The organism is Zunongwangia atlantica 22II14-10F7 (assembly GCF_002094855.1).
Classification (GTDB): domain Bacteria; phylum Bacteroidota; class Bacteroidia; order Flavobacteriales; family Flavobacteriaceae; genus Zunongwangia; species Zunongwangia atlantica.
Genome location: NZ_ARYN01000008.1, coordinates 1 through 14,443 on the forward strand (window position 1 = coordinate 1; position 14,443 = coordinate 14,443).

Sequence of the window (14,443 nt, forward strand, 5' to 3'; positions counted from 1 at the left end):
TTTGTTTGTTTTGGTCTAATTGCGCGGCATTAGTAATTACCGTTTTGTCCTGATAGGTTTTTCCGGTGGTAACTTCAGTGATTTTTAATTGGTAATTATCACCTTTGGTATCTTGCAGTGCTAAAATGTAGCTTTTGCCATCTACTTCAACAATACTTTCAGAAGGAATAATAAAAGCTTTTTGTACGCCGGTATTAATTTCAGCTTCTAAAAATGTACCAATTGCCAGATTATCCAAGTCTTCATTTTCTTTAAAATGAGCATGAATTTTTATAGTTCTTGAATCTGGATTAATCGCTTTTCCTACCAAATGAATTTCAGATTTAAGCGTATCTGCAGGATGATCTGGTAAAAATGCATAAACATCCTGGCCTTTTTTAATATTGAATAAATCTTTCTCAAAAAGATCTAATTCCATATGTAAATGATCAAAATTTACCACCTGAATAATCTCGTCTGAAGGTTGCACGTGTTTACCTCGGCTGGTATTAATCATGGTAATTTCACCATCGATAGGCGAGTAAATATTAATATTCGAGGTTATATTACCTTTTTTTACACTGGCAACAGAAATATTAAGTAGACCCATTTGTTTTTCTAAAGCTGCAACTTTAGAAGCTTCACTTTGGTATTCACTTTTTGCACGCAGATAATTTTTCTCGGCCGTAATTTTTTCTTCAAATAATTTCTGCTGTCTTTGGTATTCACTTTTTAAATAATCCAGACGATTCATTGCGTCCAAATAATCTTTTTGAAGATCGATGGCGGCAGTAGATTCTATACTGGCAATAAGTTGCCCTGCTTTTACACGATCGCCAATTAAAAACGGAACTTTAGCAATATATCCATCAATATAACTAGAAATGGTCACTTTATTTTCTGGCGGAACATCTACACTTCCGGTGGCATGGATAACTTCAGGAACACTTTCTTCAGTAATTTTAGAGAATTCCATGCGACCATTGGCAAACTGTGTTTTGGTTAGCGAAATCATATTTTCAGAAGCGTTTTCGGCTGTATTTTCAGCATTCGTTTCTGTCTCTTCTGTGCTTTCATTTTTACAACCAACCAAAATGCTGGCAAAAATGAATATCGATAAGATGCTAATTTTATTCATGGGGTTATAGGCTTAAATTGTTTAGGCTAATAATAGTGTTGTTATATTCGTTTAGTTTTTCCAGGTAAGAAAGTTTAATACTAATGGCACTTTCCATACTTTGGATATAATTGAAGAAGTCTATTTCTCCTTCCTGGTAACTTCTAAGCGCAACTTTAATAATCTCGTCGGCTTGTTTTAAACCAAAATCCTCGTAATATTCAAGATCGCTGGCAAACATTTTTAGTCGATTTTGCAGGGTTTCGATCTCATTTTCTAATAAAACGATCTTATCCTGAAGCTGCGCATCAGCCACTTTCTCATTTACTTTTGCAGCTTTTATCTGCGAATTATATGAGGAAAAGAACAGCGGAATTTTAAGACCGACCTGATAACCATAAACCTGGCCGCTAATGTTATTATTGCTTCCGGTAAAGTATTCCAAATTAAAGCCAGGCAGTATTTTTTGTTTTTCAATACTGGTAATATTATGGCTAATATTGGCCTCTTTTTGATAGTAATTTTTTATTTGCTGTTTATGCTCTTCAAAATTTATTAAGCTGAGTTTAGGAATGGGTGACTCGGCGATTACGATAGAATCTTCGCTTTGCACGAGTGCGTTTATTTTTCCTGAAATAATCTCTTTTTGATAGGTAATTTGCCTGAAATTCTTCTGAATTTCCTGCTGTTTTGCTTGCGCAGTGATTTTTTCAAGATAATTAGATTCTCCCAATTCAAATTTTCGGCTCGCGGCATGCGCAAAATTATCATAAAGGCTATCCAGGTTGGTATAAAGATTTTCCTGGGCAATAAGCTTTTGATATTCGTAATATAATTGCGCCAGTTTTTTATCCAAAATCGTCTTGCGAAGATCAAAAAACTGCTCTTGCAATTCTGCCTGATTCTTTAACTTTTTGCGCTGTTTAAAATAAACTCCGGGGAAATCAAAATCCTGCGAAACGCCCCAGTTTTTTAGCGGAAGGTTATTAAAAACATTACTTTCATCGTAATTATAATAGACCGATGTTTTCTCTAAATTAAAAGCGGTGCCAACCAGATTTTGCTTGTTTAAAATCTCTAACGAATCGGCTTTAATCCCCAGATTATTTTCTGAAGCCAATTGCTGTAATTCGTTAATATTGTTGATAATTACAGGATTTTTTTGTTGGCTTTGTCCCATTGCAGGGATTGAAAGCATAGCGAAGAAAATAATGATCGATAAGGGCTGAACTCTAAGTTTCTTCTCACCCTCTTCCTCGGTTTTTTTCTCTTTATGAAAAAGCGAATAAATAATAGGTAAAACCACCAAAGTAAGCAGGGTAGAAGTAATTAAGCCACCAATTACAACGGTTGCTAATGGCCGCTGAACTTCAGCTCCTGCATTATTCGATATTGCCATAGGTAGGAATCCTAAAGCGGCAGATAGTGCGGTAAGCAAAACAGCTCTTAATCGATCTTTAGCTCCGTTAATTATATCTGCTGAAGTTAATTTTGCACCACCTTCAGACATTTCTTTGTAATGTTCGATCAATACAATTCCGTTTAATACAGCAATTCCGAATAAAGCAATAAATCCAACTCCGGCTGAAATACTAAAAGGCATTCCTCTAAACCATAAAAATAAGATTCCGCCAATCGTTGCAAATGGGATCGCCGAATAGATCATTAAAACTTCACGCAAATCGTGGAAAGCAAAGAATAAAAGGATAAAAATTAAAATTAATGCAATTGGGATCGCAATTTGCAAGCGTTTTGAAGCGCTCTCCAGGTTTTCAAACTGCCCACCATAATCGATGGTGTAACCAGGAGGCAAAGTGATATTTTCATCAACAATCTTTTGAATATCACTTACAACAGATTTTAAGTCACGATTTCTAACATTCACGCCTACCACAATTCTTCTTTTAGTATCATCTCTGGAAATTTTTGCGGCACCACTTTGTACGCTGATATCGGCAACTTCACGAAGCGGAATTTTACCAGCGGTTGGCGTATCGATATAGAGATTATTTAAATTACCAATGTCTCTTCGTTGGTTTTCAGATAAGCGCATTACCAGGTCGAAACTACGCTCACCTTCAAAAACAGTTCCTACAGATGTTCCTGAGAATCCCATACTCAGTACTTCATTTACATCCTGAATATCGATTCCATATTTCGATAATTTTGCTCGGTTATAATCAACCGTGATCTGCGGTAAGCCCACAATTTTTTCAACAGTAATATCTGAAGCGCCGGGCACATCTTCGATCAAACTTTTAATTCGGTTTGCCTTACTGCTTAGAATATCCAGATTTTGCCCAAATATTTTAATCGCAATATCTGCTCTTACCCCGGTAATTAATTCGTTAAAACGCATTTCGATGGGTTGCGTAAATTCCAGTTCCATCCCGGGAATAACAGCTAGTTCTTCTTTAATTTTAGCTGCCAGTTCGTCTTTGGTTTCTACCGTTGTCCATTCACTTTTATCTTTTAACGCGATAATTACATCACTTTCTTCCATAGACATAGGATCTGTAGGAACTTCAGCAGCACCAATACGGCTAACCACCTGTTTTACTTCAGGAAACTTATCCAGTAAGATCTGTTCCATTTGTGTGGTTTTATTTATGGTGGCAGAAAGGGATGTCCCGGTTTTAAATACCGGTTGTATTACAAAATCTCCTTCATCTAACTGCGGAATAAATTCGCCACCCAGGCCAGAGAAAATATAAACGGCAACAGCTAGTAACACCAAAGCCCCCGCAATAACCGCTTTTCTGAAATTGAATAAACGATTCATGAATTTTGCGTAGCTGTTTCTAACTTTTTCCAACACTCTAAAGGAAAGTGAACTGGTTTCCTTTTTCTTAGGTTTTAGGAATAATGCTGAAGCTACCGGCACGTAGGTTAAACATAAAATTATAGCCCCAATAATCGCAAAACTAAAGGCAAGCGCCATTGGTCTAAACATTTTACCTTCTACATTGGTAAGTGAAAGTATTGGTAAGAAAACAATAAGGATAATCACCTGGCCAAAAATGGCAGATCCCATCATTTTAGAAGCACTAACAAAAGTGGCCTGGTCATTAAGATTATGAACTTCTTCTTTATTAAGCTTGTCGTATTTTCTAAAACGTTGGGTGATCTCGAAAGCACAGTACTCTACGATAATCACGGCACCATCTATAATAATTCCAAAATCGATAGCTCCCAAACTCATTAAGTTAGCATCGATTTTAAAAATGTACATCAGTGTAAGGGTAAACAGCAAACAAAGTGGAATTACCGATGCTACGATAATTCCAGAGCGAATATCTCCTAGAATAACCACTACCACAAAAATCACGATGATAAAGCCTAAAACCAGGTTTTCTGTAATGGTAAAGGTGGTTTTCCCTATTAGTTCACTTCGATCTAAAAAGGGATTGATTTTTACACCTTCGGGTAAATTCGATTCAATTTCAGCAACTCGTTCTTTAACCGAATTAATCACTTTTTGGGAATTAGCACCTTTTAGCATCATGATTTGTCCCAAAACTTTTTCTCCTTCGCCATTTCCAGTAATGGCTCCATATCGGGGTGCGTGGCCAAAATCTACCTGCGCAATATCTTTTACGTAGATTGGGGTACTGCCTTTAACGGTAACTACGGTGTTTCTAATCTTTTCTAAAGAATCGATTTTACCATCGCCACGAATAAAGAAAACCTGATCGTTTTTCTCTATATATCCACCACCAGAAATGCTGTTATTAGCCTGTAGCGCGCTTAGAATATCTGAAATCCCAATATCCAAAGAGCTAAGTTTAGCCGAATTGATGGCAACTTCGTATTGTTTTAAAAAGCCACCCCAGGTATTAATTTCAACAACACCATCGATACCAGAAAGTTCTCTTTTTACAATCCAATCCTGGATACTTCTTAGTTCTGTCGCATCATATTGGTCTTCGTAACCAGGCTCGGTTTCTAAAGTATACTGATATATTTCCCCTAGTCCGGTAGAAATTGGTCCCATAACGGGAGATCCAAAACCTTCAGGAATACTTTCTTTTGCGGCATTAATTTTTTCTGAAATAAGCTGTCGAGGCAAATAAGTTCCCAAGGATTCGTCGAAAACTATGGTTACAACTGAAAGTCCGAATTTAGAAACCGATCTAATTTCTTTTACGCCCGGCAAATTCGCCATTTCTAACTCTATGGGATAAGTAATATAGCGTTCCATATCCTGAGTAGAAAGATTTTGGGAAGTGGTAATTACCTGAACCTGATTGTTGGTAATATCTGGTACCGCACCAATGGGAATATTGCTAAGTGAGTATATCCCCACTCCAATAAGAATCACGGTAAAAATTCCTACCAGGATCTTGTTTTGTAAACTAAACCTAATAATGTTTTGAAGCATTTTCTAACAATTTTAGGCGCAATTTGGTAATTTGCCCTTAGAAAAAACTAAGGCAATTCTTAAGATTCCCTTAAGAAGATTTTTAAAAAGTTTAAGAATCCAATTTTATGATAAATCCATAAAATTGGATTCATTTCTTTACAAAATCGCAAATAAAATATTTCAGAAAGCTTATTTTATTAATTTAGAATGGCAATAAATAATATTTTTTTGAAGGATCTTACAAGTTATTATAAACCAGATACTTTAAAAAGCTTCATTTTTAAGCAATATGAGCTTTTTAGATCATTATAATTGATTCTAAATGTTGATATTTGTGTTTTTATTTTTAAGATGGAAGCAAGGCACAAACAACGTATCGCATTAAGTATTTGTTTTTTTATAAGTGGAATTTCATTTTCTACCTGGGCTTCCAGAATTCCGTCAGTAAAAGAATTATACGATCTAAGTGAAGCCGAGTTAGGAAGCCTGCTTTTAGTAATGCCTTTTGGAAATATTGTGGGTCTACCCATTTCTGGCTGGCTGGTATCAAAATTCGACAGTCGTAGTCCGCTTTTTGCTGGGATCGTTCTTATTTCTATGTCTTTAGCAGGGATTGGCTGGTCTACCAATATATATACTTTAATGCTGAGTATGTTCTTTTTTGCTTTTGCGATGCGAATAATGAATATCTCGATGAACACCCAATCGATAAGTTTACAAAAATCTTTTCTTCGGAAGATTATAGGTTCTTTCCATGCAGCATGGAGTTGTGGTGGTATCATTGGTGTAGCGCTATCTACTTTTATGGTGAAATTTAATGTAGCTATGCCAATTCATCTTAGTATAGTCGCTGCCGTGAGTTTAGTTTGTATAGGTAGTAGTTTTAGTTTTTTACTTAGTGGAGATAAAACAACTGGTGGTAGTAAACTAAAATTAGGAAAACCAGATGGCTATATTTTTATTTTAGGACTAATGGTATTTTTTGCCTCTTTGTGTGAAGGCGGGATGTTTGATTGGAGTGGTGTTTATTTTAAAGAAGTGGTTGGTGAAGAGATCTTTACTTTGGGGTATCTTACCTTTATGGTTTTTATGGCACTTTCTCGCTTTTTTTCAGATTTGGTTGTAGAAAAAATAGGGATGCCAAAAACATATATTATCAGTTCTTTAATGGTTGTTTTTGGTGTTTTAACGGTGGTTTTATTTCCGTATTTCTGGCCGGCTTTAGTTGGGTTTAGCGTGGTTGGTTTAGGGATTGCAGCAGTTATGCCAATGACGATGGGCCTTGCAGGAGAATCACCAAAATATAGCCCTGGGATGGCAATTTCTATCGTTACCACATATAGCGTAACGGGAATGTTACTTGGGCCGCCATTAGTTGGTTATTTAGCTGAATTACTCGGTTTAAAGATCGCTTTTTTATTGTTTCTTATCGCCGGATTAATGCTTTTCCCCATTTCCAGAAAGTTCTTTAAAAGACAGGCAAAAGTTCAAAATAGTTAATCCTGACTAACAATTTTAGTATCTATAACTGGCGCAGCTGAAGATGTGTTTTCATGCAAAAAGCTTTTGCGCTTTTCATCTTTAAAGTTAAAAAGCATAAGTAGCGAGTAGAGTAGCAGCAGGAAAACCAAACTCAAAATCGAGATGTTGTTTTTTACAAAGGTTCTCATGGCTATTGCTATTCATTGGCTTCCAAAAAGTAGGCTTTACCCTCGTTATAGCCTTCTAAAAAAGCTTCTGTGTTTTCATTCCAGTCTAAAAAAACATTTAGCGAGAAATAACAGAAAAATCCTAGCAATAAAAATTTCAGGTCTCTTTTGGTAATATTTTTCATGCTTAGTTGATTATTGGGTTCAATAGATTTAGTTGTCTATAAATTTAAGAAATTTTTAAGAATAGAAAAAAGGGGAATATTCCCCCTTTAATCAAATTAATCAGTCATTTATTATTCCGATTTCTGAATTAAAAAATCCTTGTTTATTTTATCGAATCTTACTCCACTGGTTCTGCCGTTATCTACTTCAAAACCTATAATTTCATTTTTACTGTTACGTATATATTTTATGGATTGTACTGGGTAACCTGTTGCAAAAGTATCTTCAGTAGTATATTCTAATTCTAAATTTTCAGGAAATAAAAAGCTTGAAATTTCTAAATGTTCGTCTTTCATTTCAATTTGATAAACGGTTTCAATTTCACTGCTGTAAAAACTTCCGGTAAAATTATGCAATTCTACTTTTTCTGAAGTTTCTATTTTCTTGGCTATATGCAAGCCATTTTGAATTAGCGTTAAAGAATCTGCCGATCCGTTTTCGTTAAGATGAAATTTTACCCGGGCATTCACACCTTTAATCTTGAAAATCGAATCAGATTCGGCCATTAAGTCAAATTCTGGTTGTCCGGTAGCCTGCGCATAAATTCGGTCTTCATCTTTCATAAAAGTCATCACAAAAGATTTCATTTCTTCTAAAGCATATTTACCCAAAAGTTTTTCGAATTTCGATGTTTCATACACAAAATTTTCCGAGATTTTTTCCGAAGAAATTCTGGTCGCCGTATGATTTCCATTCTGTATTAAGGTTAAGGTTTTCGCGTTTCCTTCTTCGTCTAGATCAAATTTCACACGAGCGTCAATTCCTTTAATTTTAAAAACCGAATCAGATTCTGCAATAAGTTCTATTTCTGGCTGATTAGTAGCTTGAACTGAGATTTTATCATCTTTTTTCATAAAATTCAGGATAAAATCTGGCGCTTCATCTAAAGCATATTTACCTAGCAGTTTTTCAAATTTTGCAAGATCATATTTGCGATCTTCCGGTTTTTTGGAAGAATTGAATTCTTCTTCAAAATAAATATTGGCAATTTTATTCGCCATTAAAGTACTATTAAAAGACGCATTATTACTTTGAGTGATCACCGCAGCATCAAATTCTGGGAAGTACATTAACATTGAGCGGTGCGCATTATCTGCGCGGCCATGCTGAATTCGTTTTTTATCCTGAAATTCATCGATAAATAATCCAAATCCATAATCCAGCGTATCTCCATTTTTTAAAACAAAAGGCGTCGTCATTGCCTTAAAAATTTCTTCGCCACCTAATTGGTGAGATTTGAAGTTTTCGACCCAGTTTTTTAGATCGGGTAGCGTAGTGTAAATGCCGCCTGCGCCCCGAGAATACTGTAGATCTTCAACTTCTACATAAGCGCCAGATTCGCCAATTTTATAACCGGCAGCACGATTGGGAATAATCTCATCGTTAGAAGCTCTAACGCGAGTATTATTCATATTTAATGGTTTAAAGACATTTTCTTGCATCCATTCTGGGAAAGGCGTATCAGTCACTTTTTCGACCACAAGACTCAATAAAATAAATCCGGTATTATTATAATTGAATTTTGTGCCCGGTTCGTTCTGTAGTTTTGGCTGATTTTGGATACTTCTAATAATTTGCGCTTCGCTAATTGGCAGGGTAAGATCACTTCCGGTAAGCGAAAAAAGATTTAGATATTCCCTATATCCATTGGTGTGCGTTAGGAAATTTCGCAATGTCACTTTATGTTCAAATTCGGGTAATTCTGGGATATATTTTCTAATATCATCGTCGATATCTAATTTTCCCTGTTGCTGCAACAGCATGATCGCCATCGCGGTAAATTGTTTTGTGGTAGAACCAATATTGGTTGGTGTATTGGTTTTAAACGGAATATCATAGCTAAGATTGGCCATTCCGTAAGCCTTTTCTAAAAGTACTTTTCCTTCTTTTAGTACCAGAACTTCAGCACCGGGAAGATCACCTGAATATCCAATAAGTAATTGATCTACTTTGCCTTCAGGTGTTTTTGCCAAAGGTTCTGCTGTTAAAATTTCTATGCTGAAGTTTCCGGAGTCTTTCTTAAACGGAACCACTTCCAGCCGATAATCGCCTTTTTTGCTGGTTACAAAACTGAAGTAATCTGGGCCTTTTCCGCTTTTATCAAATTCTTCTACTAATTTATCTTCTGCGGAATATAATTTTACAACGCCATCTACGGTTTCCTGTTCGATCTTGCCATAAACAAAGTAAGCCGAGTCTAATGCTATAGTAAAGGATTTAGCGCTTTCTGAAGTTTTTAATGTTCCTGAAATTGGTTGATTTGGTTTCAGTTTTTCCTGTGCGCAGACAGGAATTAAATTCAGAATAAAAAAGGAAAAAAATAATAAATAGCGTTTTTGCATGATTGATGGTTTTTGGTAATGTTCTAAAATCTAAGAGCTGAAATTAGGGATTTTAGATCTCTCTTTTATTGGCACCGCCAAAGGGTATAATACCCTGAGGCTTGCCTCGAAATTAAAAATTTGTTTCCAACGAATGACTCGAGGGCTTGCCTCAAGGTCGTTTACTGTTCGACGAGATTATCGAAAATTGGTTACAATTTTATTCAATTTAAATACTTTTTGGAGAATTCATCCTAAGTTTTGATAATTTTTTATAGACTTTACCGTTATTTTTTTATCAATCAAAATGTATTTCTATATGAATAAGTTTTATGTACTCATTCTTTTCTTTTTCTGTTTAATTTCCTGTTCTGAAGATGATGAAATTCGATTTGCTGAAGTGCCTTCAGATTATTTTGTGAACGATCTGGAAGCACCGCAAGATTATATTGCTGAAGACTGGCAGGATTTCACCGGAATTCCGTTTTATGTGAAATCTGTAGCTTCAGGAAAATTTTTAAGTCTTTCAGATCAACAAAATACCTTAATTTTAAAAGATTTTACTGAAACTGACGATCGTTTTGCTTTTGGTTTGTCTAATTCAGCGTATGATGAGGATTCTTTTACTTTAATTTCAGTTCCCGATGTGAGAGAAATAGGAGTAGGCGAGAATAGTGATATTTTGCAGCCTGTTGTATTTTTTGAAGAAGAAAATAATCAATTTCAGAATACACAATATTGGCGAATTTTACCCAGTAAAAATGAAAATTACTCATTGATTCAAAATGCGAATTTAGGCGAAAACAACAGCAATTTTGTTCTTGAAAGTGCTGAAAGTTCTGTTTTTCTCTCTGTAAAAAATGATGCTGAAAATCAACAATTTCAGATTATACCTAGAGGAAATTTTGAGATTTATGATATAGAATTTTTGGTAGATGAGGGTGAAGTTACCAACAGCGAGTGGATAATGGTAAATAGCGATACGATCACAAATTCAAGCGAGGAGATAATGGAATTTTCAGATCCAGATGAAGGCAAATTTCCTAAAAGTTTTGCCGCTTCTTTTACTGAAAATAATCAACAAATCTCAGTTAATCTTGAAGATGACAGTTTTCAAACTAGACTTCCTGAAATTCTATTTGCAAATGAGGCAGCGACAATAGACCTCGGATCGCGTCATGAAGTGAATTATAATGAATCTTTTGAGTGGACAACAAATTTTGGATCTTCTGAAGATTTTACTTTCAATATACCGCCGCAAGCTACTTACGCAATCAATTATTCTTTAAATAAGTATCATTTTGAAGTTCCTTACAAAGTTACTTATAGAGATTCCAGCAGTGGCGCTCGTTTTTCAAAAAAAGGTATTTGGGAAAGTGACTATTATTACCAAACAAATGTCGAGTTAAGCGAAGTAGAAGAATAGTTTTTGCCGAAAAAAATTGAAAAGCTTCGAATCTGAACTAAGATTCGAAGCTTTTCAATTTAAATACTTTCTCTTCTCAATACCTGTAATGGCGGATTTTTAATAACGCTTCTGCTATTTGCCAATCCTATTATTAAAACCAGTAAAGTGATTCCCGGGAATAAAACTCCAAACGGAACCCAGGATGGAATAAAAGTCGTTTCAAAAGCCAACCAGGCTAAAAGCAAACTGCTAATTAGTGAGAGTAAAATTCCGCTTAAACTTCCCAAAACACCTAAGTAAATATATTCTAAAGCTGCGATTTTAAGGATTTGGCTGCTTTTTGCACCAATGGTTCTAAGAAGTACACTTTCTTTGATTCGCTGATATTTGCTGGTTCTAACGGCACCCAGTAAAACGATGATTCCCGTAAGAATACTAAAAAAAGCCATAAAATTGATAATCCAGCCTATTTTATCGAGCAAGCCTTCGATGATGCTTAGCACCTGGCGAAGATCTAAGATCGAAACGTTTGGATAATTGCTGACTAATATTTGCTGAATTTCAGCTGATTTTTTAGCATCTGGAACCTGCGTGGTCATCACGTGAAATTGTGGTGCCTGTTCTAAAATTCCTTTTGGAAAAACAATCGAAAAATTAGTCTGCATTCTTCCCCAATCCACTAAACGGGTGCTGGCAATTTCAGTATTCATCAACACGCCCTGAACATTAAAAGTAACCTTATCTCCAACTTTTACCTTGGCATCTTCAGCAAAATTGGTACTCACCGAAATTGGAATTAGCGGTGAATTTTTACTTTCCGGAATCCATTCGCCATTTTCGATACTTTCCGAAGCAATTAAAGAATCACGGTACGTCACTCTAAACTCATGACTCAAAATCCAGCCATTTATCGTAGAAGTGCTGTCTTCTCTAATCTCGTTTACACTGCGGCCATTAATATTTTGCACACGCATGGTAACGATCGGGATGTCTTCTAAAACCGGTAAATCCTGAGATTCGATGGTTTCAGCGATATTTTTTGTCTGGTTTGTTTGTACATCCAGCAGGATCATATTTGCACTAGTATTGTTATTTTCTAAAGTGGCCTGCGCGAGTAAAAGATCTTTGCTAAAATAAAGAGTACTGATCAAAAAAGTACCAATCCCAATGGCAAGGATTAAAATTAAAGTCTGATTTTGTGGTCGGAATAAGTTCCGAAGTGATTGTCTTGAAACAAAACTCCACGAATCTGGGAAAAACTTCCTAATTAGATTCATAAACACTTTAGCAACACCGGCTAAAATCGCAAAAGTGACCAAAACACCGCCAATAAAGGATAGCGAATATTGCCAGTTTCTAAGCAGCCAAAACGAGAACAGGAATAAAAATAAAATAATTAATACTGAAATTCCTAAAAGTTCTTTTCGTGATTTTGAGCCTGTATTTTCCTGAACGCGTAATACCTGAAGCGGCGATACATAAAGCGTTCCCACTAGCGGATACAAGGCAAATAAAACCGACATTAAAACGCCCAAAATGATCCCTGCAAAAATAACTCGCCCTGAAATGGATAAAGCGATTTCAACCGGAAGTAATCCTTCTAAAATTACCGGAAAAGCGTATTGCAAGATCACTCCAAGAATACTTCCTAAAATTCCGCTTAGTAAACCTATAAAAGCTACTTGAATCAAAAAGATCAAAAAGCTTTGCTTTCGTGAAGCGCCAAGACATTTTAGTACGGCAACCGACTTTAATTTTTCTTTGATGTAAATATTTATGGCACTGGCAATCCCAACACAACCCAATAATAAAGCGATAAACGCAACAAGATTCAGGAATTTCCCAAAGTTTTCATAACGTCTGCCCAATCGTTCACTGGTAGATAAATGCGTGTCTAGATCGGCATCTTCTTTATCTAGCTGAGGATCGATTTTTTCATCTAAAAGCTTAAGATCGGTATTTCTATCGGCTACAAAATAATAGTCGTAATTAATCCGGCTTCCGGTTTGTATAAGTCCCGTTTGCTCAATGAATTTATACGGAATAATCACCGGTGGCGCAATGGCCCCGAAAAGCGAAGAGCTACCGGGAGCCTGTGTTAATTTACCTAAAATAGGTAGCGTAATTTCACCAATCTTAATACTATCGCCAACGGCAAGATCTAACTGAAGCATCACCGTAGCATCTACCAAAGCTCCGTTTTGATCCTGATAATCTATGCCGGCAGATTTTGGAGTAGTTTCAAATTCGCCATAAAACGGAAAACCGCCATCGATACCGCGAACGCTTACAAACTTTGTCCCGGTTTTATTGGGAAAAGCCGCCATTGATGTAAAACTGATCTCGCGAGAATCGATGCCCAGCGAATCCATAATTTCGGTCACCCGTTCGCTTGGCGGGTGATTAATATCAATTGTATAATCGGCGCCCATCAAAGATTTAGATTGTAGCGCAATATTATCCTGTAAATTTTCTCCAAAAGACTGGATAGAAACCACCGCAGCAATTCCTAAAACGATCGAAGCCATAAAAAGCAAAAGCTTACGCTTGCTGGCTTTTCCATCTCTCCAGGCCATTTTTAGCAGCCAGGAAAATCCCGGTTTTGTGGTGTTTATTTGCTGCATTTTAAATCCCGGTTTTTTGATCTGATACTATTTTACCGCCTTTGATCTCCAAAATATGCTGCGTCATTTTAGCCAATTCCATATCGTGAGTTACGATGACGAGCGTAGTGCCCAATTCAGCATTTAATTCAAATAAAAGCTGAATCACTTTTTCCCCGGTTTCAGCATCAAGGTTTCCGGTAGGCTCATCTGCAAAAAGAATTTCAGGATCATTAGAAAATGCTCGCGCCAAAGCCACACGCTGTTGTTCACCACCCGAAAGTTGCGAAGGATAATGATGCATTCGATGATCTAAGCCAACTTTTTTCAGCAGAGATTTTGCTTTTTCCGTAGCTTTTTTATTTCCTTGTAATTCCAGTGGAACTGCTACATTTTCTAAAGCGGTAAGTGTTGGTAATAACTGGAAATTCTGAAAAACGAAGCCGACTTTTTGATTCCGAAGTAAAGCAAGTTCATCTTCAGAAAGGGAACTAAGTTTTGTTCCGCATAATTCGATATCGCCATTGTCAATTTGGTCTAAACCGGCGCAAAGCCCTAACAACGTAGTTTTTCCGCTTCCCGAAGGACCAACGATCGCAAAGGTTTCTTTGGCTTCAACTTCAAAATTAATATCGTTTAAAATCTGTAATTTTTTGCTTCCGCTATCGTAGCTTTTCTCCAGTTGGGTAACGTTTAATATCTTTGTCATTGTGGGTTTAGAAAGAATTTGGGTCTAAAACGTACAAATTAAGAAATGATTTTAAGACCTTCTGAGATT

Annotated in this window: 8 protein-coding genes; 2 read left to right on the forward strand and 6 right to left on the reverse strand. The window is 36.2% G+C overall.

Annotated elements, in window-relative coordinates; genetic code table 11:
* Positions 1-1,117, reverse strand: a 1,117-nt coding sequence (locus tag IIF7_RS09645) for an efflux RND transporter periplasmic adaptor subunit (RefSeq protein ID WP_084841483.1), incomplete at its 3' end; no start/stop codon positions are given.
* Between the two features lie 4 nt (positions 1,118-1,121).
* Complete coding sequence (locus IIF7_RS09650) at positions 1,122-5,477, reverse strand: CusA/CzcA family heavy metal efflux RND transporter (protein WP_084841484.1); 4,356 nt, start codon at positions 5,475-5,477, stop codon at positions 1,122-1,124.
* Between the two features lie 333 nt (positions 5,478-5,810).
* Here IIF7_RS09650 and IIF7_RS09655 point away from each other — a divergent pair, with 333 nt between their 5' ends.
* Positions 5,811-6,959, forward strand: a complete 1,149-nt coding sequence (locus IIF7_RS09655; protein WP_084841485.1) for an MFS transporter — start codon at positions 5,811-5,813, stop codon at positions 6,957-6,959.
* A 178-nt stretch (positions 6,960-7,137) separates the two neighbouring features.
* Here IIF7_RS09655 and IIF7_RS20830 read toward each other — a convergent pair whose 3' ends face one another.
* Together IIF7_RS20830 and IIF7_RS09660 are read right to left on the reverse strand one after the other, a co-directional pair.
* Positions 7,138-7,293, reverse strand: a complete 156-nt coding sequence (locus IIF7_RS20830; protein ID WP_176218929.1) for a hypothetical protein — start codon at positions 7,291-7,293, stop codon at positions 7,138-7,140.
* 111 nt (positions 7,294-7,404) lie between these two features.
* A complete protein-coding gene (locus tag IIF7_RS09660) occupies positions 7,405-9,675 on the reverse strand; it encodes a serine hydrolase domain-containing protein (RefSeq protein ID WP_084841486.1) in 2,271 nt (756 codons plus the stop codon).
* 298 nt (positions 9,676-9,973) lie between these two features.
* Between IIF7_RS09660 and IIF7_RS09665 the strand changes: the two genes are divergently transcribed.
* On the forward strand, positions 9,974-11,080 hold the full coding sequence (locus IIF7_RS09665) for a hypothetical protein (RefSeq protein ID WP_084841487.1): 1,107 nt from the start codon (positions 9,974-9,976) through the stop codon (positions 11,078-11,080).
* 59 nt (positions 11,081-11,139) lie between these two features.
* On the opposite strand, the gene IIF7_RS09670 is transcribed toward IIF7_RS09665, so the two are convergent.
* Positions 11,140-13,686, reverse strand: a complete 2,547-nt coding sequence (locus IIF7_RS09670; protein WP_176218930.1) for an ABC transporter permease — start codon at positions 13,684-13,686, stop codon at positions 11,140-11,142.
* Position 13,687: 1 nt separating this feature from the next.
* A complete protein-coding gene (locus IIF7_RS09675; protein ID WP_084841488.1) occupies positions 13,688-14,374 on the reverse strand; it encodes an ABC transporter ATP-binding protein in 687 nt (228 codons plus the stop codon).
* Between the last annotated feature and the right edge of the window lie 69 nt (positions 14,375-14,443).